General features: G+C 68.2%; 23 protein-coding genes and 1 tRNA gene. 15 read left to right on the top strand and 9 right to left on the bottom strand.

The annotated features are described in order from the left end of the window. Positions 1 to 3 precede the first annotated feature (3 nt). From QSG27_RS00815 to QSG27_RS00800, 4 genes are all read left to right on the top strand, one after another. A complete protein-coding gene (locus QSG27_RS00815; RefSeq protein ID WP_306703221.1) occupies positions 4 to 975 on the top strand; it encodes a beta-ketoacyl-ACP synthase III in 972 nt (323 codons plus the stop codon). A gap of 151 nt (positions 976 to 1,126) precedes the next feature. After that, positions 1,127 to 1,465 carry an integration host factor subunit alpha gene (locus tag QSG27_RS00810; protein WP_306703220.1) on the top strand — a complete coding sequence of 113 codons (339 nt, stop codon included), beginning with the start codon at positions 1,127 to 1,129 and terminating at the stop codon, positions 1,463 to 1,465. A gap of 40 nt (positions 1,466 to 1,505) precedes the next feature. Continuing rightward, positions 1,506 to 1,994, top strand: coding sequence for a MerR family transcriptional regulator (locus tag QSG27_RS00805; RefSeq protein WP_306703219.1), 489 nt, complete (start codon positions 1,506 to 1,508; stop codon positions 1,992 to 1,994). Positions 1,995 to 2,093: 99 nt separating this feature from the next. After that, positions 2,094 to 2,170: transfer RNA gene (locus QSG27_RS00800), tRNA-Pro, on the top strand. Positions 2,171 to 2,317: 147 nt separating this feature from the next. On the opposite strand, the gene QSG27_RS00795 is transcribed toward QSG27_RS00800, so the two are convergent. Then, positions 2,318 to 4,084 (bottom strand): cation:proton antiporter domain-containing protein, encoded by a 1,767-nt coding sequence (locus tag QSG27_RS00795; RefSeq protein ID WP_306703218.1) that lies wholly within the window; start codon positions 4,082 to 4,084, stop codon positions 2,318 to 2,320. Between the two features lie 264 nt (positions 4,085 to 4,348). Between QSG27_RS00795 and QSG27_RS00790 the strand changes: the two genes are divergently transcribed. Next, positions 4,349 to 4,687 carry a hypothetical protein gene (locus QSG27_RS00790; RefSeq protein WP_306703217.1) on the top strand — a complete coding sequence of 113 codons (339 nt, stop codon included), beginning with the start codon at positions 4,349 to 4,351 and terminating at the stop codon, positions 4,685 to 4,687. 69 nt (positions 4,688 to 4,756) lie between these two features. On the opposite strand, the gene QSG27_RS00785 is transcribed toward QSG27_RS00790, so the two are convergent. From QSG27_RS00785 to QSG27_RS00765, 5 genes are read right to left on the bottom strand one after another with little or no spacing between them, the layout of a single operon-like run. Continuing rightward, on the bottom strand, positions 4,757 to 5,254 hold the full coding sequence (locus QSG27_RS00785) for a DUF934 domain-containing protein (protein WP_306703215.1): 498 nt from the start codon (positions 5,252 to 5,254) through the stop codon (positions 4,757 to 4,759). Next, a complete protein-coding gene (locus tag QSG27_RS00780) occupies positions 5,241 to 6,929 on the bottom strand; it encodes a nitrite/sulfite reductase (protein WP_306703214.1) in 1,689 nt (562 codons plus the stop codon). Before QSG27_RS00780 ends, QSG27_RS00785 begins: the two co-directional genes overlap by 14 nt. 35 nt (positions 6,930 to 6,964) lie before the next feature. Further along, positions 6,965 to 7,312, bottom strand: coding sequence for a DUF2849 domain-containing protein (locus tag QSG27_RS00775; protein ID WP_306703213.1), 348 nt, complete (start codon positions 7,310 to 7,312; stop codon positions 6,965 to 6,967). A 24-nt stretch (positions 7,313 to 7,336) separates the two neighbouring features. Next, the gene (cobA, locus tag QSG27_RS00770) at positions 7,337 to 8,161 is read right to left on the bottom strand and encodes a uroporphyrinogen-III C-methyltransferase (RefSeq protein WP_306703212.1); all 825 of its coding nucleotides are present in this window, start codon (positions 8,159 to 8,161) and stop codon (positions 7,337 to 7,339) included. Next, complete coding sequence (locus QSG27_RS00765; protein WP_306703210.1) at positions 8,158 to 8,724, bottom strand: precorrin-2 dehydrogenase/sirohydrochlorin ferrochelatase family protein; 567 nt, start codon at positions 8,722 to 8,724, stop codon at positions 8,158 to 8,160. Before QSG27_RS00765 ends, cobA begins: the two co-directional genes overlap by 4 nt. Before the next feature lie 200 nt (positions 8,725 to 8,924). Here QSG27_RS00765 and QSG27_RS00760 point away from each other — a divergent pair, with 200 nt between their 5' ends. The 6 genes from QSG27_RS00760 (at position 8,925) to QSG27_RS00735 (ending at position 15,100) form a co-directional block, all read left to right on the top strand. After that, positions 8,925 to 9,659 (top strand): phosphoadenylyl-sulfate reductase, encoded by a 735-nt coding sequence (locus QSG27_RS00760; RefSeq protein ID WP_306703209.1) that lies wholly within the window; start codon positions 8,925 to 8,927, stop codon positions 9,657 to 9,659. Continuing rightward, the gene (gene cysD, locus QSG27_RS00755) at positions 9,656 to 10,453 is read left to right on the top strand and encodes a sulfate adenylyltransferase subunit CysD (protein WP_306703207.1); all 798 of its coding nucleotides are present in this window, start codon (positions 9,656 to 9,658) and stop codon (positions 10,451 to 10,453) included. Before QSG27_RS00760 ends, cysD begins: the two co-directional genes overlap by 4 nt. A gap of 16 nt (positions 10,454 to 10,469) precedes the next feature. Next, positions 10,470 to 12,344: an adenylyl-sulfate kinase gene (gene cysC / locus QSG27_RS00750; protein ID WP_306703206.1), complete on the top strand. Its 1,875-nt coding sequence runs from the start codon at positions 10,470 to 10,472 to the stop codon at positions 12,342 to 12,344. A 199-nt stretch (positions 12,345 to 12,543) separates the two neighbouring features. Further along, the gene (locus tag QSG27_RS00745) at positions 12,544 to 13,590 is read left to right on the top strand and encodes an ABC transporter substrate-binding protein (protein ID WP_306703205.1); all 1,047 of its coding nucleotides are present in this window, start codon (positions 12,544 to 12,546) and stop codon (positions 13,588 to 13,590) included. 5 nt (positions 13,591 to 13,595) lie between these two features. After that, entirely contained in the window at positions 13,596 to 14,360 is a 765-nt protein-coding gene (locus QSG27_RS00740) for an ABC transporter permease (protein WP_306703204.1), read from the top strand. Then, entirely contained in the window at positions 14,348 to 15,100 is a 753-nt protein-coding gene (locus QSG27_RS00735; protein WP_306703203.1) for an ABC transporter ATP-binding protein, read from the top strand. The genes QSG27_RS00740 and QSG27_RS00735 overlap by 13 nt, the downstream gene beginning before the upstream one ends. A 93-nt stretch (positions 15,101 to 15,193) precedes the next feature. On the opposite strand, the gene QSG27_RS00730 is transcribed toward QSG27_RS00735, so the two are convergent. The 3 genes from QSG27_RS00730 to QSG27_RS00720 form a co-directional block, all read right to left on the bottom strand. Further along, positions 15,194 to 15,478 carry a DUF1488 family protein gene (locus QSG27_RS00730; protein ID WP_306703202.1) on the bottom strand — a complete coding sequence of 95 codons (285 nt, stop codon included), beginning with the start codon at positions 15,476 to 15,478 and terminating at the stop codon, positions 15,194 to 15,196. A 24-nt stretch (positions 15,479 to 15,502) separates the two neighbouring features. Continuing rightward, positions 15,503 to 16,135: a DUF6134 family protein gene (locus tag QSG27_RS00725; protein WP_306703201.1), complete on the bottom strand. Its 633-nt coding sequence runs from the start codon at positions 16,133 to 16,135 to the stop codon at positions 15,503 to 15,505. Positions 16,136 to 16,201: 66 nt separating this feature from the next. After that, a complete protein-coding gene (locus tag QSG27_RS00720) occupies positions 16,202 to 16,510 on the bottom strand; it encodes an SCP2 sterol-binding domain-containing protein (protein WP_306703200.1) in 309 nt (102 codons plus the stop codon). A 227-nt stretch (positions 16,511 to 16,737) separates the two neighbouring features. Between QSG27_RS00720 and QSG27_RS00715 the strand changes: the two genes are divergently transcribed. From QSG27_RS00715 to QSG27_RS00700, 4 genes are all read left to right on the top strand, one after another. Next, positions 16,738 to 18,456 (top strand): long-chain-fatty-acid--CoA ligase, encoded by a 1,719-nt coding sequence (locus QSG27_RS00715; protein WP_306703199.1) that lies wholly within the window; start codon positions 16,738 to 16,740, stop codon positions 18,454 to 18,456. Positions 18,457 to 18,577: 121 nt separating this feature from the next. Next, the gene (locus QSG27_RS00710) at positions 18,578 to 18,970 is read left to right on the top strand and encodes a MerR family transcriptional regulator (RefSeq protein ID WP_306703333.1); all 393 of its coding nucleotides are present in this window, start codon (positions 18,578 to 18,580) and stop codon (positions 18,968 to 18,970) included. Positions 18,971 to 19,074: 104 nt separating this feature from the next. Then, on the top strand, positions 19,075 to 19,587 hold the full coding sequence (locus tag QSG27_RS00705) for a thioesterase family protein (protein ID WP_306703198.1): 513 nt from the start codon (positions 19,075 to 19,077) through the stop codon (positions 19,585 to 19,587). 38 nt (positions 19,588 to 19,625) lie between these two features. Then, positions 19,626 to 19,918: electron transfer flavoprotein subunit beta/FixA family protein (locus QSG27_RS00700; protein WP_407653165.1), on the top strand; the 293-nt coding region annotated here is incomplete at its 3' end.

The raw sequence follows: 19,918 nt of genomic DNA, 5'->3' as shown, positions 1-19,918 counted from the left end.
ATCATGGTCAAGCGTTCCCGGATTCTCGGCTGCGGTTCCTATCTTCCGGCCAACGTCGTCACGAATCGTGACCTCGAGGCCCGTGTGGACACGTCGGACGACTGGATCGTCCAGCGCACCGGCATCAGGTCGCGCCACATCGCCGCCGATGGGGAACTGACCTCCGATCTCGCCATCGCCGCGGCGACCCGTGCGCTGGAGCACGCCGGGGTGGACGCCGCCAGCATCGACTGCATCGTGCTGGCGACGACGACTCCGGACAACACCTTCCCTGCCACCGCGACGAAGGTGCAGGCGGCGCTTGGGGCCAAGGGCTTCGCGCTGGACATCCAGGCGGTGTGCGCCGGCTTCGTCTACGCGATGTCCATCGCCGACAATTTCATCCGCCTCGGGCAGGCCACCCGCGCCCTGGTCATCGGCGCGGAGACCTTCTCCCGCCTGCTGGACTGGAAGGACCGCACCACCTGCGTGCTGTTCGGCGACGGCGCCGGTGCCGTGGTGATGGAAGGCTATGACGCGGCGGGGACCGCGGCGGACCGCGGCGTGCTGTCCACGCACCTGCATTCGGACGGCGCCCAGTACGGGCTGCTCTATGTCGATGGCGGTCCGTCCGCCACCGGCACGGCGGGCCATGTCCGGATGAACGGGCAGGAGGTCTTCCGCCACGCCGTCAGCAAGCTGTCCTCCGTCGTGGAGGAGGCGCTGGCGGCCAACGGGCTGGAGCCTGCGGCGGTGGATTGGCTGGTGCCGCATCAGGCCAACCAGCGGATCATCGACGGCATCGCCCGCAAGCTGAAGCTGCCGACCGACAAGGTCGTGCTGACGGTCGACCGACACGGCAACACCTCCGCGGCGTCGATTCCGCTGGCGCTGTGCGAGGCGGTGCATGATGGCCGCGTGAAGCGGGGCGACCTGATCCTCATGGAGGCCATCGGCGGCGGCCTGACCTGGGGTGCTGCCATGGTGCGCTGGTAAACGGCGCATCCCGCCCGGTTCCTCCGGTCCGTTCGCTGAAAGGCTGCGTTTGCTGCGCTGCTCACAACGATGCGATCCAAGCTTTTGAATTGACCGGGTTCTTTCCCCGGATTACGGTTTTTCCCCTATGGTTTCGGGGGGGAAGCGAACCATGTCACAAAACACCGTTACACGCGCGCAGCTCAGCGAAGCGGTCTACCAGGAGGTCGGCCTGTCGCGCAACGAATCCGCCGATCTGGTCGAAAGCGTTCTGGAGGAGATCTCCGACGCCCTGGCCCGCGGCGAGATGGTCAAGATCTCGTCCTTCGGCAGTTTCCAAATCCGGCAGAAGGGGCAGCGGGTCGGCCGCAACCCGAAGACCGGTGAAGAGGTGCCGATCCTGCCCAGGCGCGTCCTGGTCTTCCGGGCGAGCCACGTCCTGAAGAACCGCATCAACGAGGTCGTGGAGGCGGAAGAGGCCCAGGCGCAGCGTGTGAAGGCGGTGTCCTGATCCGCCGTTCCGATTGCCTGCCAACCAAGGTTGCCTGGATATGAAAGCGCGCGGCATCGCAAAGTCCGCCACGGCCTTCCGCACGATCAGCGAGGTTTCGTCCGAGTTGGACGTGCCGCAGCATGTGTTGCGCTTCTGGGAAGGCAAGTTCCCGCAGCTCCGCCCGCTCAAGCGCGGCGGGGGGCGGCGCTATTACCGTCCGGAAGACGTGGAGTTGCTGCGGCAGATCCAGAGCTTGCTGTATGGCGAGGGCTACACGATCAAGGGCGTCCAGCGCCTTTTGAAGGACGGGCAGGTGGACGGCGATCCGGAGAACCGGAGGGGAAGCCTCGGGTTGGACGAGCCCGACGCCCTGGAAACGCCTTTGGAAGGCCCCCCGGATGCAGCGGACGCCGATCCGGATGAGGCGGAGGAGGTATCGGACGCCGCGTCGGAGACGATGCCGAGCGCCGTCCGACAGGCCATTGCCCAAGCCCTGGATGAGTTGAAAGAGGCGAGGTTATTGCTCGCAAATGGGGAAGGGAAATAATTTCAGGAAACGTGAAAAAAGTGAACTGTAGCGCTTGCGTTGGACCAAGGTCCCGGCTATAGTCCCGCTCCCTTCCGGAACGAAGGGCGGTCCGTCGAACGGAGCGTAGCGCAGCCTGGTAGCGCATCAGACTGGGGGTCTGGGGGTCGCAGGTTCAAATCCTGTCGCTCCGACCAAGTTCCGGAACGGAAGAGAAGCCTTGGAGCTTAGCGGCTCCAAGGCTTTTTCTTTTGCTTTGCTGGCACGATGAGCCTGCGAAGACCGCCGGGCCCGTGACGGGTGACCCGGCGGCGGCTCCACTGAATTGCATCTCCCCGCAGGGCTCAGGCGGCGGTCTCCGATGCCGCCGTGGTGTCCTGGGCCGTGGTGTCCGGCTGGTTCATCCGGCGCCGCTGCGCGGCCATCTCGATCAGGGCCGTGCGCAGCGCCGGGTGCCGGGCCGTGAACTGGTTGAAGTCACGCCGGTCAAGGACCTGAAGCTGGCAGTAATCGACCGCGGCAACGTCGGCGTTCCGCCGCTGGCCGCTCAGCAGGGCCATCTCGCCGAACATGGTGCCGGCACCCAGGCGGATGGTCTGGCCCTCCATCAGCACCTCCACGGCGCCGGAGGAGATGAAGTACATGGCGTTGGCGCGGTCGCCCTTGCGTATGATCCTCTCGCCGGGAACCACCGACTTCGACCGGAACAGCATCATCAGCCGTTCCTGCTCGTGCGCGTCCAGCAGGGACAGCACCGGGAAGGTTTTGGCCAGCGCCTGGATTTGCAGGCTGTGCTCCTTCTCGCGCTCCTCTGCCTGGTGGCGGGCGTCGGCGAGGCTGCTCTGAAGCTGCTCGAACTGCTCCCAGCCGTAGGGAGGAACACCGGCAGGCCGCTTGGCCTGGAGATGCTTGCGCAGCGCGCCGACCGCCGCGAAGACCGCCGGGTTCAGCGTGATCGACAGCAGCGCGCCGGCCAGCACGAGGTCGCGGCCCTCCTCCGGCAGCAGGCCGAGCGACATGCCCAACCCGACGAGAATGAAGGAGAACTCGCCGATCTGCGCGAGGCTGGCCGACACCGCCAGACCCATGCCCACCGGGAAGCGCAGCAGGATCACGATGCCGAAGGCGATCAGCGATTTGCCCACGACAATCAGGGCGACCACGGCGATGACCGCCAGAGGGTCGCGGATAAGGATCGAGGGGTCGAACAGCATGCCGACCGACACGAAGAACAGAACGGCGAAGGCGTCCTGCAACGGCATCGAATCGGTGGCCGCCTTGTGGCTGAAGCGCGATTCGTTCAGTACCACGCCCGCGAAGAAGGCGCCGAGCGCGAAGGACACCCCGAACAGCACCGCCGAGCCGTAAGCGACGCCCAGCGCAATGGCGAGAACCGACAGGGTGAACAGTTCCCGCGAGCCGGTGCGGGCGACGTTGGTCAGGATCACCGGAACGACCCGTGGGCCGAGCAGAATCGCCAGAACGGAAAAGGCAGCCACCTTGCCGAGCGTGAGGGCCAGCGTCAGCCAGATCGGCCCGTCCGATCCCGCCCCATGGCCGCCCGCGGCGCCCGGCGCGTGGCCGCCCAGAACCTCCGCCAGGGCCGGCAGCAGGACGAGCGCCAGGACCATCGCGAGATCCTCGACGATCAGCCAGCCGACCGCCACCCGGCCTTCGGCGGTGTTCAGCATGTCGCGCTCTTCCAGGGCCTTCAGCAGCACCACCGTGCTCGCCACCGACAGGCTGAGGCCCAGCACGAGGCCCGCGCCGAGACTCCAGCCCCACAGCCATGCCAGCCCGACGCCCAGCGCGGTGGCGAGGCCGATCTGGCCGACCGCGCCGGGAATGGCGATCTTCCGGACCGCCAGCAGGTCCGAAGGCGAGAAGTGAAGCCCGACGCCGAACATCAGGAGAATGACGCCGATTTCAGCCAGCTGCGCGGCCAGACCGCCGTCCGCGACGAAGCCCGGCGTGAAGGGGCCGACGATGATGCCGGCGACCAGATAGCCGACGAGGGGAGGCAAACGGATGCGGTCGGCGATGTATCCGAAGACGAAGGCCAACCCGAATGCGATGGCAATGGTGGATATAAGCGGAACGTCATGAGGCATGCGGGAATCCTGGCTGCATCGGCGCGATGCCGCATAGTACGGATTTTGGCGGCGCTTGTGGGCACTGTCGTCGGGATTTTTCCAATTTCTTGCCCGCATTTGCCGGGACTAAAACAGGGTCTCCATAAATTCGCCTCAATTGCCCAATGCTTCGGCAAAGGTGGGAAATCTGTGCGATGTGACCTTGCTGGCCCTGTGTCATTGAGGGCTGGATAAGCGGGCCGGGGCCGCTATGCTCCGCATGCCGACGGTGAGGTGAGGGGCATGGCGAGCAAAAGACGCAAGGCATCCAGGAAGGCGGGCCGGGGCCGTCCGGGGGCGGGGCGCCCTCTGGCCGGCGAATCGATGGTTCTGGAAGGGCGGGCGGCGCGGCCCCAGGTGCGGACTCCGCCCGTGGCGCGCAACCGGGGCATGGCGAAGCGTGCCGTCGCGCCGGACGGCGATCCGGGCGCCTTTCTCGGTCCCGAGCAACAATATCTGCTGAGGAAGCGCCGGGAGGTCGAGCGGCGCGAGGCCCGGATGCGGCGCACCGTCGCCGGGTTGGTCGCGGCGGTGCTCATCGCGGCGGCGGCGGGGCTGTTCTGGGTCTTCACCCCGGCGTGAACAGGCCGGGGATGCCGCGCCCGCTCCCTTGTCGGGACACGGGCGCGGCGAAGCGGTCAGGACCCCAGATCAGGACCCCAGGCGGCGCCGCAGGAGCGAGAGCGGCTGCGGGTCGTCCAGCGACGGCTGGAAGGCGACGGTGATTTCCGTCAGGGCGTGCGCCCAGCTTTCCGGCTTGGTGTGTTCCGGGGCCTCGGCGGAGGTGAAGCCGGTGCGGACCAGGAACTGGTACTGGTCGGGGATGACGTGCCCGACCGCCCGGATCTCGCCCTCATAGCCGTAGCGCTCCCGCAGCTCGCGGGCGGTGGAGAAGCCGCGCCCGTCGCGGAACTTCGGGAACTCGATCGCCACCAGGGCGAAACGGTCCAGATCCGCGGCGATGGCCGGGGCCAGCGTTCCGCTCTTCACCCGCAGGCCGAGAGCCGCGTTGCGCCCGTCAAAGCTCGCGCGCTCCGCCTGCCAGCGCTCGAAGGTGACGATGGCGGGGCGGTCGGCGGGAACCGGTTCGCCGTCCGCGACCGCAACCCACGCGTCCTCGACGATGCGGCCGTCCTTAATGAGCGGCATAGACTCTCTCCTTGAACGGGCCGTGGCCGACGCGCTTCAGCGTGTCGAGGAAGCGTTCCCCGTCGTGCCGGTTGGACAGATAGACCTCGACGATGGCCTCGATGGCGTCCACCGTCTCGTCGGCGGTCACCGCCGGGCCGAGGATGTCGCCGATCGCCGTGGTCAGGGTCGGGTCGCCGCCCACGGTGATCTGGTAGAACTCCTCGCCCTTCTTATCCACGCCCAGGATGCCGATGGCGCCGACATGGTGGTGGCCGCAGGCGTTGATGCAGCCGCTGATCTTGATGCCCAGCTCGCCGATGGTCTGCTGCCGCGCCGGATCGGCGAAGCGGGCCGAGATGGCCTGGGCCAGCGGGATGGAACGGGCGTTGGCCAGCGCGCAGTAATCCAGGCCGGGGCAGGCGATGATGTCGCCGATCAGCCCCGCGTTCGGGGTGCCCAGCCCGTTGGCCTCCAACGCGGTCCACAGGGTGAACAGCGCGTCCTGCCGGACATGGGCGAGGACGAGGTTCTGCGCGTGGCTGACGCGGAGTTCGCCGAAGCTGTGCGCGTCGGCCAGATCGGCGACCAGTTCCATCTGTTCCGACGTGGCGTCGCCGGGGATGCCGCCGGCCGGCTTCAGCGAGATGGTGGCGGCGGCGTAGCCGGGGACCTTGTGGGCGACGACGTTGACCGCCACCCAGCGGGCGAAGTCCGGGTTCGCGGCCTTGGCGGCCTGGAGGGATTCCGGCTCGTCGGTCAGCGTCTCGAAGGCCGGGCCGCCGAAGCGGCGGCGGATCTCGTCCACGATCTCCGGCGCGAGGCGGTATTTCGGGCCGCGCAGGCGGGCGAACTCCTCCTCGACCTCCTGCGTGAATTTCTCCTGGCCCAGCTCGTGGACGAGGATCTTGATGCGCGCCTTGTAGATGTTGTCGCGCCGGCCATACTGGTTGTAGACGCGCAGGATGGCTTCGAGATAGGCGACGAAATCCTCCTCGGGCACCCAGTCGCGGATCAGCTTGCCCACGAAGGGCGAGCGGCCCAGACCGCCGCCGACATAGAAGGTGAATCCGACCTCGCCCCGCTCGTTGCGCTTGGCGAAGACGCCCACGTCATGGACGCGGATGGCCGCGCGGTCCGCGTCGGACCCCATGATGGCGATCTTGAACTTGCGCGGCAGATAGGTGAATTCAGGGTGCAGGGTGGTCCATTGCCGCAGGATTTCGGCGTAGACGCGCCCGTCCACCACCTCGTCCCGCGCCGCGCCCACGAACTGGTCGGTGGTGACGTTGCGCACGCAGTTGCCGCTGGTCTGCAGCGCGTGCATGTCCACCTCGGCCAGCTCGTTCAGGATAGCCGGGGTGTCCTCCAGCTTGATCCAGTTGAACTGGAGATTCTGGCGGGTGGTGAAGTGGCCGTAGCCCTTGTCGTATTTCCGCCCGATCCCGGCCAGCTTGCGCAACTGATGCGAGGTCAGGACGCCGTAGGGAACGGCGACGCGCAGCATGTAGGCGTGAAGCTGGAGGTAGAGGCCGTTCATCAGCCGCAGGGGCTTGAACTCCTCCTCGGTCAGCTCGCCGGACAGGCGGCGCTCGACCTGGGCGCGGAACTGCTCCACGCGCTCCGCGACGAAGCGGCGGTCGATGTCGTCGTAGCTGTAGACCCCGGCGTTGCGGCCGGGCGCGATGTGGTTCATGGAACTCGCCCTATTCAGAATGTTGGCCGCCCGGTTCAGGCCGCAGCCTGCTTGCCGAGATCGATGCGCACGGTGGGACCCAGCGCCCGGATGCGCTCCCGCGTCTTGACCGGCAGCCGCTGTCCGTCCGCGACGCGCAGGTCGAAGGCGTAGACGTCCACGGCGAACCGCTCGCCCTCCGCCTGGGCCTTGGCGGCGGCCAGGGCGGCGTCGGCGGTGGCGGCGTCCTCGAACAGGGCGGCGTCCTCCAGCCGCTCCACCCAGGCAACGCCGGAGCCGACAGCGGAGCCGGGGGCAAGGAAGATCACCTCGCCGTCGCGCAGGCGGTTTGCGGTGATGGCCTGCAGCACCGCCTCGTTCCGGGACTTATCGTTCAACGCCATGCCTTCAACTCCTAACACGAACGCTCACGCCGACACGGCGATGGAGGACGGATGCTGGCCGGTGGTTTGCTGCCACGCGCCGATCAGGGCGCGCAGCCGCACGACCTCGCCGACCACGACGATCGCGGGGCGCTTGGCCTGTAGCCGCACGACATCCCGCGCGCAATGGGCAAGATTGGTTTCGACGACGCTCTGCGCCTCGGTGCTGGCGCTCGACACGATGGCGACCGGAGTCATCGGCGGCTTGCCGGCGGCGGTCAGCCGGTCGGCGATGGTGCCGATGGTGCCAAGCGCCATGTAGAAGACCAGCGCGCCGGGCAGCCGCGCCAGAACGTCCCAGTCCAGATCGGCGGGCAGCCCGCCGGCCTTGTCGTGGCCGGTGACGAAGGTCGCCGTGGTGCCGAAGCCGCGGTGGGTCACCGGGATGCCGGCGTAGGCCAGCCCGCCGATGCCCGCGGTGACGCCCGGCACCACGCGGAAGGGAATCTCCGCCTCGGCCAGCGCGAGGCATTCCTCGCCGCCGCGCCCGAAGACGAAGGGGTCGCCGCCCTTCAGCCGCAGCACCCGCCGGCCTTCCCGCGCCAGTTCCACCAGCCGTTCGTTGATCGCCTCCTGCCTGGGGGAGGGATGGCCGGCGCGCTTGCCCATGTCCACCAGCAGGGCGCCGGGGTTGGCGAAGTCCAGGATGCCGCCGCCGACCAGCGCGTCGTGGACGATGGCATCGGCCTCGCCCAGCGCCTTGGCGGCCAGCAGGGTCAGCAGACCCGGATCGCCCGGACCGGCCCCGGCGAGCCAGACGCTTCCCGCCTCGAAGGCGGGCAGGCGGGACGACAGATGAGGAGAGATCATGGCAGCCATCCTTTGGCGGCGATCAGGTCCCGGCAGGCGCGCAGCACCTCGGGGCCCTTGGCGCCCGCGGCGCGCAGGCGGTCGCGGAGCGCGGCAAGCTCCGCCAGGCGATCGGCCCAGACGGTGGGGAACAGGGTTTCCAGCCGCTCGCGGATGGCCTGGGCCAGAGCCGGACTCCTGCCGCCGGTCGAGACGGTCAGCAGGAGCTCCCCACGCCTGACCACGGAAGGCGCGTGGAAATCGCAGAGCGGAACCACATCCTCCACATTCACCAGAATGTTCCGTTCCCGCGCCTGGCGCGCCAGCGTTTCCGCGGCTTCATCCGGAATTCCCACGATGAACAGCGCATGCACGCCGTCCAGTTCGACGGGAGAGGGCAGGGTGCGGCGCAGATGGTCGCCCGCCAGGGCGGCCAATTCCACGTCTGGCTCCGGTGAATAGACCGCTGGCGAAGCGCCGCCATCCACCAGCTGGAGAAGGCGGCGCTTCGCCAGCGGCCCCTGGCCGACCAGCACGATGCGCACATGCGCGGGATCAAGGGCGACCGGGATCACCGCCGCCACCCGAAATGCACACCATTGATGTCGTGAATAAGCATCATGGGCGCATTTAAGCGCGATGCAGGGGTGCAATCAACAGATTTCACAAACTCTTATAAACCTATAATACATGTAGACAATGTATATGCATTGCAACGCCGTGAAACTGGTGTTAATGTGCAATTCAGAACAAATACTCCACTTTGCGAGTAGGCAAACTGGCCATGCTGGATGGACTTTCTCGGGCTGTGAAATCTGACCGCGTGGCGGAGCTGGCCGAACGGTACGGACGGTTGGAAGGGGCGGTGCTTTTGAACGCCCTGCTGCGCGACGAATTTGACGGCCGCGTCGCTGTGGTTTCCTCCTTCGGTACGGAATCGGCGGTGCTGCTCGCCATGGCGGCGGAGGCCGACCCATCCTTCCCCGTGCTGTTCGTCAACACGGGCAAGCTGTTCGGGGAGACGCTGCGCTACCGCGACAAGCTGGCCGCCGCGCTGGGCCTGACCGGGGTCCGCACCGTCGGCCCGACCGACGAGGATCTGGCGGCGGAGGACGCCGACGGACTGCTGTTCACCCGCTCGCACGACGCCTGCTGCCATCTGCGCAAGACGGTGCCGCTGGACCGCGCGCTGGAAGGCTTCGACGCCTGGGTGACCGGGCGCAAGCGCTTCCAGGCCAGCACCCGCGCCGCCCTTCCCCTGTTCGAGGCGGAAGAGGGCACGGGCCGCATCAAGATCAACCCGCTCGCCCTGTGGGACCGCGAGCGGATCGACCAGGAATTCGCGCGGCGCAACCTGCCGCGCCACCCGCTTGAGGCCGACGGCTTCCTGTCCATCGGCTGTTTCACCTGCACCGAGCGTGTCGCTCCCGGTGCGGACCCGCGGTCCGGACGCTGGGCCGGAACCGCCAAGACCGAATGCGGCATTCACACCTTCAAGAAGACCGGAACCGCACAATGACCGCCGATCTCGATTACCTTGAGAGCCAGAGCATCTACATCCTCCGCGAGGCCTACAACCGCATCGACAAGCTGGCTCTGCTGTGGTCGATCGGAAAGGACAGCAACGTCCTGCTCTGGCTCTGCCGCAAGGCGTTCTTCGGGCGCGTGCCGTTCCCGGTCGTCCAGTTGGACACCGCGATGGAGCTTCAGGAGGTCTACGATTTCCGCGACCGCATCGCCGGGGAGTGGGACCTCGATCTGCGGGTCGAGCAGTGCCCGCCGGAAGCGGACATGGACCAGACCCTGCCGCCGCTGACCCGCGCCGCCGCCCGCAAGACGGAGGGGCTGAAGAACCTGCTCCGCACCGGCAAGTACCAGGGGATCATGGTGGGCATCCGCCGCGACGAGCAGGCGACCCGCGCCAAGGAGCGCGTCTTCTCCCCGCGCTCGCTGGAAGGCGATTGGGACGTGAAGGACCAGCCGGCGGAGTTCTGGGACCACTACAAGACCCGGTTCGAGGAAGGCACCCACGTCCGCATCCACCCGCTGCTGCATTGGACCGAACTGGACATCTGGCGCTATTCCAAGCGCGAGGGGATTCCCATCGTCCCGCTGTACTTCGCCAAGGACGGCAAGCGCTACCGCTCGCTGGGCGAGAAGAACATCACCTTCCCGGTGGACAGCACCGCCGGCACCATCGACGAGATCATCGCCGAACTGGTGGTGACCCGCATCCCGGAGCGCGCCGGCCGCGCCATGGACAACGAGGCCGAGGACAGCTTCGAGCGCCTGCGCAGCTCGGGCTACATGTAAGCGGGGGATGGGAAAGATGGATATCCGGAACGAACTGAACGGCCAGCTCCGCATCGTCATCGTGGGCCATGTCGATCACGGCAAGTCCACGCTGATCGGGCGCCTGCTGAACGACACCGGCAGCCTGCCCGACGGCAAGGTGGAGCAGGTGCACGAGATGAGCCGCAAGCGCGGCATGCCCTTCGAATGGGCCTTCGTGATGGACGCGCTCCAGGCGGAGCGCGACCAGGGCATCACCATCGACACCACGCAGATCCACTTCAAGACGGAGCAGCGCCCCTACGTCATCATCGACGCGCCGGGCCACACCGAGTTCCTGAAGAACATGGTGACCGGCGCCTCCCAGGCCGACGCCGCCCTGCTGGTGATCGACGCCGCCGAGGGTGCGCTGGAGCAGTCGCGCCGCCACGCCTTCCTGCTGCATCTGCTGGGCGTGCGCCAGGTGGCGGTGGCGGTCAACAAGATGGACCGGGTGGAGTTCGACCAGTACCGGTTCGAGGCTGTGTCCCACGAGATCCGCGCCTATCTGGCGGAGCTCGGCCTGCACACCTCCACGGTGATCCCCATCGCGGCGCGTCACGGCGACAACATCGTCACCCGCTCCGGCAAGGCGCCCTGGTACGACGGCCCGACCGTGGTGGAGGCGCTGGACGCCTTCCGCCCGCAGCAGGCGCCGACCGACCTGCCGCTGCGCTTCCCGTTGCAGGACGTCTACAAGCCCGACGACCGCCGCATCCTGGCGGGCCGGATCGAGAGCGGGCGGCTGCGCGTCGGCGACACGCTGCGCTTCTCGCCGACCGGCGCCACCGCGACGGTGGTCAGCATCGAGGGGTGGAACCACAGCCAGCCCATCGTCGCCGCCCAGGCCGGGCAGAGCATCGGCATCACGCTCGACAAGCGCATCTTCGCCGAGCGCGGCCACATCGCCCACCATGAGGAGGGGGCGCCGCACGTCACCCACCGTTTGGGCGTGCGGGCCTTCTGGCTGACCTCGGAACCGCTGACGGTCGGCAAGACCTACACGCTGAAGATCACGACGGGCGAGCACCGCGTGACGGTGGAGAGCATCACCGCCGTCATCGACATCGAGGATCTCTCCAGCACCCCGGCCAAGGCCGTCCACCGCAACGAGGTGGCCGAGGTCGTCCTGCGCTCCCGCTCGCCGATCGCCGTCGATCTCGCGTCGGCGCTGTCGCGGACCGGGCGCGGCGTGCTGATCGACGGCCACGACGTGGTCGGCGGCTGCATCGTCGTGGAGGTGGACGAGGGTCCCGCCGCGTCGGCCAACACCACCGAGGTGTCGCACACCGTCACGGCGGACGAGCGCAACGCCGCCAACGGCCACAAGGGCGGCGTGCTGTGGCTGACCGGTCTGTCCGGCGCCGGCAAGTCCACGCTGGCCATGGCGCTGGAGCGCGCCCTGTTCGACCGTGGCTGGCAGGTCTTCGTGCTGGACGGCGACAACGTGCGCAACGGCCTGAACGCCGGGCTGGGCTTCTCGGCGGAGGACCGGGCGGAGAACATCCGCCGCGTCGCCGAGACGGCCAAGCTGTTCGCGGACGCCGGCGTTCTGGTCATCGCCTCGCTGATCTCGCCGCTCCAGGCCGACCGGGCGCGGGCGCGGGCCATCGGCGGCGAGCGCTTCCACGAGGTCTACGTGGCCGCCGATCTCGCCACCTGCGAATCGCGCGACCCCAAGGGCCTGTACCGCCGGGCGCGCGCCGGGGAGATCCCGGAGTTCACCGGCGTCTCCGCCCCCTACGAGGCGCCGGAATCGCCGGAGCTGACCATCGATACGGGCAAGGTCACCCCGGTGGAGGCACTGGGCGAGCTGCTCGACTATGTGGACGGCGCGTTCGGCCGGAACGCCCTGAAGCGCGGCCGGGTGTAAGCTGTCCCTGCGGCGGTGTCGATCGGAAGGCCCCTTCCCCGTGCGGGAAGGGGCCTTTTCTTATGGGGGAATGCCCGCATGTAAGAACTCTATGAACGTGTGAAATTGCTCATTGCATCACCTTGGTTTGTGCAATTCACTCTTCCTTCCGAAGGGAGATGTGCTAAATAGGCGGGCAATTTCCTGCGAGGATGGATCCATGACCGCCCTGACCCGACGCTCCGCGATGCTGGCTGTGGCCGCCGTCGCGTCCCTGACCGCCGCGTCCCTGACCGCCTTCACGCCCGGCGCGGCCCGCGCCGCCGATCCGGTGAAGCTGGAGGTCGGCTACATCCCCATCCTCGCCGCCGCGCCGCTCTTCATCCTGGAAGGGGAAGGCTGGGCGCGCGAGGCCGGCATCGACCTCAAGCTGACCAAGTTCGAATCCGGCCCGCACGCCATCCAGGCGATGGCCGCCGGCAAGATCGACCTGCTCTACGCCGGCGTGGCGCCGGTGCTGGTCGCCCGTTCCAAGGGTGCGGACGTGTCGGTCATCGCCAACTCGGCGGTGGAGGAAATGGTCGTCGCCAGCCGCGGCGAGTTTGCCAAGGCGCTGGGCGGCAAGGCCACCGCGGAGTCCATCGCGAAGTTCGCCGCCGACACGGGCCGCAAGGTGAAGATCGGCACGCAGCCGCCGGGCTCGGTTCCGGACACGGTGCTGCGCCACTGGCTGTTCAAGGTGGTGAAGGCCGATCCGGCCAACGTGGAAATCATCTCCATGGGCATCGAGAAGACCCAGCAGGCCCTGCTGGCCGGCGCGCTCGACGCCGCGACGATCCGTGAGCCGACGGTGACGGTGACCCAGAAGGTCGATCCCAACGTCGGCCTGCTGGCCACCGGCGCGGAGATGTTCCCGAACCAGCCCGGCACCGTCATCGCGGTCCGCGGCCCGGTCGCCAAGGACCATGGCGAGGCGCTGACCCGCCTTCTGAAGGCGCACATCCGTGCCGTCGATCAGATCGCCAAGGACCCGGCCCGCTCCGCCAAGGTCGCCAACGAATATCTGGGCAAGGGCCTGATGGAGCCGGCCACGCTGGAGGCCGCCTTCCGCTCGCCGGGCTCCAAGTTCGTCGCCGATCCGCACGGCGTGGTCCCGGCGGTCGAGCAGATGATGGCCTACGCCAAGGAGATCGGCTCCGCCGAGGGCACCATCCCGGTGGCGGAGGCGTTCGACTTCCGCTTCTACGACGCGGCCACCGCGAAGTAAACGCGATGCGTCAACCGCTGAAGCTTCACAGCTCCATCGCCCTGTCGGCGCTCGGCGTCGGCGCTTTCCTGCTCGCCTGGGAAGCGCTGGCGCGCAGCGGCGTCGTGCCCGCCGGCCTGCTGCCGTCGCCCAGCGCGGTGCCCGGCGCCTTCCTGGCGGAGTTCCGGGCCGGCACCTGGCAGGCGATGGTCTTCGCCAGCCTGTCGCACTATCTGTCGGGGCTGGCGCTCGGCACCGTCCTGGGCATCACCTTCGGCACGGCGGCGGCGACCTGGGGGGTGTGGGACGCCTTCCAGGCCTGGGTGGTGCGCATGTTGCGCCCCATCCCGTCCATCGCCTGGATTCCCTTCGCCATCATCTGGTTCGGGGTCAGCAAGTCGGCGGCGACCTTCCTGATCGCGCTGACGGTCTTCTGGATCAACTACTACGCCACCTACAGCGCGGTGCGCGGGGTGGACAAGGACCTGATCGAACTCGGCCACGCCTTCGGGCAGGGCGGGCTGATCCCGCGCCTGTTCAAGATCGTCCTGCCCGGCGCGCTGCCGGGCATCCTGTCCGGCGTGCGCGCCGGGCTGGGGCAGGGCTGGATGACCGTGGTCGCGGCGGAGCTGTTCGGCATCTCCGGCCTGGGAGCCCGCATGTCCGACGCCTCCGGCCTGCTCGCCACCCACATCGTCGTGCTCTACATGGTGACCATCGCGGCGCTCTACGGCGTGTGCGACTTCCTGTTCATGCAGGTTCAGCAGCGGGTGCTCGCATGGCAAAAATAAACGGCTCCGCGGTCATCGACCTGAAGGGCGTCGCCATCGGCTACGGCGCGGAGGCTCCGCCGGTTCTGGTGGATGTCGATCTGTCCATCGAGCGCGGCAGCTTCGTCGCCATCGTCGGCCCGTCGGGCGTCGGCAAATCCACCCTGCTGCGCGTCGTCGCCGGGCTGCACGAGGCGCGCGGCGGGTCCGTCACCATCCACGAGACGAAGAAGCCGGGCCATCGCCCTGTCAGCCTCGTCTTCCAGGACGCCCGCCTGCTGCCCTGGCGGCGGGTCGCCAAGAACGTCCGTTTCGGCCTGGAGGGCCTGCCGATCGCCGCCGCCGAGCGGGAGGAGCGGGTGGCCGCCGCGCTGCGCCTCGTCCGGCTGGACGATTACGGGCGGCGCTGGCCCTATGAGCTGTCGGGCGGCCAGCGCCAGCGCGTCGGCATCGCCCGCGCCCTGGCCGTCGATCCCGACATCCTGCTGATGGACGAGCCGTTCGGCGCGCTCGACGCCATCACGCGCCACAGCCTTCAGGACGAGTTGCTGCGCATCCACCGCGAGACCGGCAAGACCGTGCTGTTCGTCACGCACGATCTGGAGGAGGCGGTGCACCTCGCCGACCGCATCATCGTTCTGGGCGGCAGCCCGGCGCGCATCGTGCAGGACGTGCGCAACGAACCGGGCCGCGACAGCGGCGGGTTCCGCGAGCAGGTCGAGCAGCTCCGGTCCGGGATCGCGGACAATTACAGCATTTGAGGGTGGGGCGTGGTTGTGCTGTGCCCTCCTCCCGGCCTCCCCCCGCTTCGCAGGGGGAGGGTTGGGTGGGGCCCCGGCGCAACCACTCAACCCTTACTGTGCCACCCGCCGCACATCCCGCGCCGTCAGGTGGATGTTCGCATCCGGGTCCAGCTTCCGGTCCATGATGCGGGCCTCCACCGCCTTGTCGAAGACCGGGCGGTTCAGGCAGACATACTGCAACGCCTCGTCCGGCTTCGGCAGATGGCCGGCGAGGCTTTGCAGGGCGCGGCGCGGGACGAAGACCCGCCCGTGATACTCCCCGACCTCCACCGCGAACTCCACGGCGTCGGCCTCCTCGTTCCAGGACGGGTCGTCGGGGAACACGAACAGCGGCATCGCACCCTCACGCAGAACTGAACCTCATTCGAGGATGTAGGTAACATCGTAGCCGCTGCGCTTGAAGCGGGTCTTCAGCAGCGTGCCCTGCGCGTCGAACCACAGGTCGCGCTCCACGTCGCCGGATATGCGGTGATGCTGCGCCGGAACGGACCGCCCGCCGATGGTCAGCGTCTCGGCGCCCACGAGGTCGGTGCGCACGGCGTAGGGCTTGCCGTCGATGACCGACAGCAGGGTGGGGCGCTTCAGCACCTCCGGGGTCCACAGCGTGAGGGGAAGGGTGTCGGCACCCGCCTCGCCGGCCTTGCCGTCCACGGTGACCGTGTAGCCGCCGCCGCGCCGCATCATCTGGACGGCGTGGGGCGTTCCGTCGTCGTCGGTCTGGGCGCTCATGGATTCCAGTGTCCGCCCCTTCCACACCTCTTCCCGCTTGTGGTCGTAGCGGAAGTTGATGAACAGCACCTTCACCCGGGTCGAGGCGGTGACGGCGACCCTGGTCACCTCGCCCTGGGGCTCCAGCCGGACGGTCTCCGTGCCGACCGGATCGTCGCCCATCAGGATCCGGTAGGTCAGCGTGCGCGGTTCGGCGGCGTGCGCCGTGGCCGCGGTCAGCAGCAGGCCGGCAGCGGCCAACGCCGCGCGCAGGGCGTGCGTCATGGGTGGTTTCCTCCCTGTGTTCGTGGTCCGGCGGCGGCTTATGGTGCCGCCGTCCGGCCGGTTCGTTCACTCGTCGAGAAGCTGCGCCAGCTTCATGGCGATGCCCATGGAGCCGTCCACCTTCAGCTTGCCCATGGTGAAGGCCAGCATCGGGTTCAGCCGCCCGTCCATCAGCTTCTTCAGATTCTCGGACGAGATGCGGATGGTGCAGTCGGGATCGGCGGCCCCGGCATCCTCCCGCGCGATGGCGACGGGCGTCTCGCGGGCGTTGACCCGCACCGCATGGCCGTCCTCCAGCGCGAAGCGGACGTCGGCCTTCAGGCTGCGGAAGCTGGTGGAGCGGGACTGGAGTTCGCGCAGGATGTCCTCAACCATGGATCGGTCTCTCTCCCCTGGATTCATGTTCGTCGGGTCTTGACAGTACGCACGCTTTACGTTTACGTCAACGTCATAACCAAAACGTTCCCGGCGCCCCGGCGATCCAGGGAACCAATCCAGGGAGTGAAACCATGCAGAACGCCGCCGCGCCCGGATTCCCACCGCCCCGCACCGCCCAGCATCCCCCGTTGTCCTGATCCGCCACACAGCCGGGAGGATCGGAGATGACCGAGAATCTTGCGCGCAAGGGCCGCACCGGGGACGGCACGCCGGACCATCCCTGGCTGGCCCACTATCCCGACGGAATCGCCTGGGACCAGCCGATCGCCGTGACCCCGCTGGCCGAGCTGTTCGAGGAGGCCGCCCGCCGCTACGCCGCCCGCCCCTGCCTGGACTTCCTGGGCCGGCGCTACAGCTACGCGGAGGTGCTGGGGCTGGTGAACCGGGCGGCCAAGGGCTTCGCGGCGCTGGGTGTGAAGCCGGGCGTGCGGGTGGGGCTCTGCCTGCCGAACACGCCGACCTACGTGATCGCCTATTTCGGGATTCTGAAGGCCGGCGGCACGGTGGTGAATTACAACCCGCTCTACGTGGAACGGGAACTTGAGCACCAGATCGGGGATTCCGGGACCGAAATCATGGTCACGCTCGATCTGAAGCAGATCTACCCGCGGATCGAGGCGATGCTGGACCGCACGCGGCTGAGGACGGTCGTGGTCTGCCGCATGGCTTCCATCCTGTCCCCGGTGAAGAGCGTGCTGTTCCGCGTGCTGAAGCGCAGCGAGCTGGCCGACATCCCGCAGGACGGGCGGCATGTGGATTTCGACGCGCTGCTGGCCAACGACGGCGTGTTCCCGCCGGTGCGGGTGGACCCACGGCGCGACGTGGCGGTTCTGCAATACACCGGCGGGACCACCGGCGTGCCCAAGGGGGCGATGCTGACCCACGCCAACCTCGTGGCGAACGCGCGGCAGGTGCAGGCGTGGTTCCCCGGCATGGCGCTGGGGGAGGAGCGGATGCTCGCCGTCCTGCCCTTCTTCCACGTCTTCGCCATGACGGTGGTGCTGAACATGGGGCTGGCGGCGGGGGCGGAGCTGGTCATGCTGCCGCGCTTCGACACGTTGCAGGTTCTGAAGACCATCGCGCGGCGCAAGCCGACGCTGCTGCCCGGCGTGCCGACCATGTACAAGGCTCTGCTGGGGCATCCGGACGTGGCGCGCTACCCGATGCGGTCGATCCGCTATTGCATCTCCGGCGGGGCGCCGCTGCCGATGGAGCTGAAACGCCAGTTCGAGGAGGCCACCGGCTGCGTCCTGGTCGAGGGCTACGGCCTCAGCGAGGCGTCACCCGTCTGCGCCTGCAACCCGCTGACCGGCGTGAACAAGGAGGGCTCCATCGGCCTGCCGCTGCCCGGCATCATGGTGCAGATCCGCGGGCTGGACGATCCCGACCGCGTGCTGCCGGCGGGCGAGAAGGGGCAGGTCGTGCTGTCCGGCCCCAACGTCATGGCCGGCTATTGGAACAAGGACGAGGAGAGCCGGCGCACCATCGTCGGCGGCTGGCTGTTCACCGGCGACGTCGGGGTGATGGACGAGGACGGCTACGTCTTCCTGCTGGACCGGCTGAAGGATCTCATCATCTGCGGCGGCTACAACGTCTATCCGCGCATGATCGAGGAGGCCATTTACCAGCACCCGGACGTGGTCGCCGTCTGCGTCATCGGCATTCCCGACGAGTACCGCGGCCAGAGTCCGAAGGCCTTCGTGCAGCTCAAGCCCGGCGCCGGCCTGACGGCGGAGCAGTTGAAGGATTTCCTGCGCGACAAGATCTCGCGGATCGAGATGCCGAAGCTGATCGAATTCCGCGCCGAGCTGCCCAAGACCGCGGTCGGCAAGCTGTCCAAGAAGGAACTGATCGCCGAGAGCTTGCAAAATCAGGAGGGGTGAGGAGGCGAGGGCGCGCGGCTTTGTCACGCCGCGGCGGGTGTGGTAGGAACGGGTGACGCCGTCCGGCGGCGTGGACTCCACGCCGCCGCGGTGCGACGTGACGGAAGGCGTGCCCCCCACCATGGAACAGCTCTACACGGTCAATCAACTGGCGGAGGAACTGGGCATCACGCCGCGCGCCCTCCGCTTCTACGAAGTCAAGGGGCTGCTGTCGCCCAACCGCCTGGGCAACAACCGCGTCTACACCAAGCGCGACCGCGCCCGGCTGAAGCTGATCCTGCGCGGCAAGCGGCTGGGCTTCTCGCTGGCGGAGATCCGGGAATATCTGGACCTCTACAACGTGGACGGCGGGGTGGAGCAATTGAAGGTCCTGCAGAAGCGCATCGACGCGCGGCTGAAGGATCTGGAGCAGCAACGCCAGGACCTGGAGGCGACCGTGGGCGAACTGCGGGAGATCGAGGCCCAGGTGGCGGCCGCGCTGGACGAGCGCGGGTTGACGACCAAGAGCGCCTGAGCCGGTGCGGCCCGTCCGCCCCGCCGGGCCGAGAGCCGGAGGGGATGGGACGACATGACGACCGAGTGGACGGGAACGGATGCGGCGGCCCGCGGGGGGCGGGCATGAATCTGCTGTTCCGGCTGATCGCCGTCATCGCCGCCGCCCTGACGGGCCGGGCCGTGGGCTTCCTGGAACCGGCGCGGCTGCGCTTCCGGGTCTGGCCCACCGACCTCGATCTCAACATGCACATGACCAACGCCCGCTATTTCAGCGTCATGGACCTGGGGCGGGTGGATCTGATGCTGCGCTCCGGCATGGGGCGGTCGATCGTGCGCCACCGCTGGCAGCCGGTGATCGGCGCCGCCAACGTGCGCTTCCGCCGCCCGCTGGCGCCTTTCCAGCGCTTCGAACTGGCGACCCGCGTGCTGTGCTGGGACGACAAGTACTTCTTCATCGAGCACCGGGTGGAGACCGCCGGAGGCACGGCGGCGCTGGCGGTGGTGCAGGGCGCCTTCGTGGCGCGCGGCGCCGTGGTTCCCCCGGCGGACGTGCTGGCGATCCATGGCGAGCACCGGGAATCGCCGCCGATGCCCGATTTCGTGGCCGCCTGGCGCGAACGCCCGCTGGCGAGTTGAACCGACAAGACAAAACGAATCCGGGAGGAAACCGCAGCATGAAGATCCTCGTCCCCGTGAAGAGGGTGGTGGATTACAACGTGAAGGTCCGTGTGAAGGCGGACGGTTCCGGTGTCGAGACCGCCAACGTGAAGATGAGCATGAACCCCTTCGACGAGATCGCCGTCGAAGAGGCGGTCCGGTGCAAGGAAGCCGGCAAGGCAACCGAGGTCGTCGTGGTCACCGTCGGTCCGGCGGCGTGCCAGGAGACGCTTCGCACCGCGCTGGCCATGGGCGCCGACCGCGGCATCCTGGTGCAGACCGACGCCGAGACGCAGCCGCTGGCCGTCGC

Origin of the sequence: Azospirillum isscasi (assembly GCF_030849505.1) — a bacterium.
In the GTDB taxonomy this organism is placed as follows: Bacteria; Pseudomonadota; Alphaproteobacteria; order Azospirillales; family Azospirillaceae; genus Azospirillum; species Azospirillum isscasi.
Note: the sequence above shows the minus strand (reverse complement) of the source record. Positions and strands in the feature narration are given on the sequence as shown.

Bases quoted from the DNA above. Each gene is read 5' to 3' on its own strand.
- QSG27_RS00815 (WP_306703221.1), top strand. From the start codon at position 4: ATGGTCAAGCGTTCCCGGATTCTCGGCTGCGGTTCCTATCTTCCGGCC.
- QSG27_RS00810 (WP_306703220.1), top strand. From the start codon at position 1,127: ATGTCACAAAACACCGTTACACGCGCGCAGCTCAGCGAAGCGGTCTAC.
- QSG27_RS00805 (WP_306703219.1), top strand. From the start codon at position 1,506: ATGAAAGCGCGCGGCATCGCAAAGTCCGCCACGGCCTTCCGCACGATC.
- QSG27_RS00795 (WP_306703218.1), bottom strand. From the start codon at position 4,084: ATGCCTCATGACGTTCCGCTTATATCCACCATTGCCATCGCATTCGGG.
- QSG27_RS00790 (WP_306703217.1), top strand. From the start codon at position 4,349: ATGGCGAGCAAAAGACGCAAGGCATCCAGGAAGGCGGGCCGGGGCCGT.
- QSG27_RS00785 (WP_306703215.1), bottom strand. From the start codon at position 5,254: ATGCCGCTCATTAAGGACGGCCGCATCGTCGAGGACGCGTGGGTTGCG.
- QSG27_RS00780 (WP_306703214.1), bottom strand. From the start codon at position 6,929: ATGAACCACATCGCGCCCGGCCGCAACGCCGGGGTCTACAGCTACGAC.
- QSG27_RS00775 (WP_306703213.1), bottom strand. From the start codon at position 7,312: ATGGCGTTGAACGATAAGTCCCGGAACGAGGCGGTGCTGCAGGCCATC.
- cobA (WP_306703212.1), bottom strand. From the start codon at position 8,161: ATGATCTCTCCTCATCTGTCGTCCCGCCTGCCCGCCTTCGAGGCGGGA.
- QSG27_RS00760 (WP_306703209.1), top strand. From the start codon at position 8,925: ATGCTGGATGGACTTTCTCGGGCTGTGAAATCTGACCGCGTGGCGGAG.
- cysD (WP_306703207.1), top strand. From the start codon at position 9,656: ATGACCGCCGATCTCGATTACCTTGAGAGCCAGAGCATCTACATCCTC.
- cysC (WP_306703206.1), top strand. From the start codon at position 10,470: ATGGATATCCGGAACGAACTGAACGGCCAGCTCCGCATCGTCATCGTG.
- QSG27_RS00745 (WP_306703205.1), top strand. From the start codon at position 12,544: ATGACCGCCCTGACCCGACGCTCCGCGATGCTGGCTGTGGCCGCCGTC.
- QSG27_RS00740 (WP_306703204.1), top strand. From the start codon at position 13,596: ATGCGTCAACCGCTGAAGCTTCACAGCTCCATCGCCCTGTCGGCGCTC.
- QSG27_RS00735 (WP_306703203.1), top strand. From the start codon at position 14,348: ATGGCAAAAATAAACGGCTCCGCGGTCATCGACCTGAAGGGCGTCGCC.
- QSG27_RS00730 (WP_306703202.1), bottom strand. From the start codon at position 15,478: ATGCCGCTGTTCGTGTTCCCCGACGACCCGTCCTGGAACGAGGAGGCC.
- QSG27_RS00725 (WP_306703201.1), bottom strand. From the start codon at position 16,135: ATGACGCACGCCCTGCGCGCGGCGTTGGCCGCTGCCGGCCTGCTGCTG.
- QSG27_RS00720 (WP_306703200.1), bottom strand. From the start codon at position 16,510: ATGGTTGAGGACATCCTGCGCGAACTCCAGTCCCGCTCCACCAGCTTC.
- QSG27_RS00715 (WP_306703199.1), top strand. From the start codon at position 16,738: ATGACCGAGAATCTTGCGCGCAAGGGCCGCACCGGGGACGGCACGCCG.
- QSG27_RS00710 (WP_306703333.1), top strand. From the start codon at position 18,578: ATGGAACAGCTCTACACGGTCAATCAACTGGCGGAGGAACTGGGCATC.
- QSG27_RS00705 (WP_306703198.1), top strand. From the start codon at position 19,075: ATGAATCTGCTGTTCCGGCTGATCGCCGTCATCGCCGCCGCCCTGACG.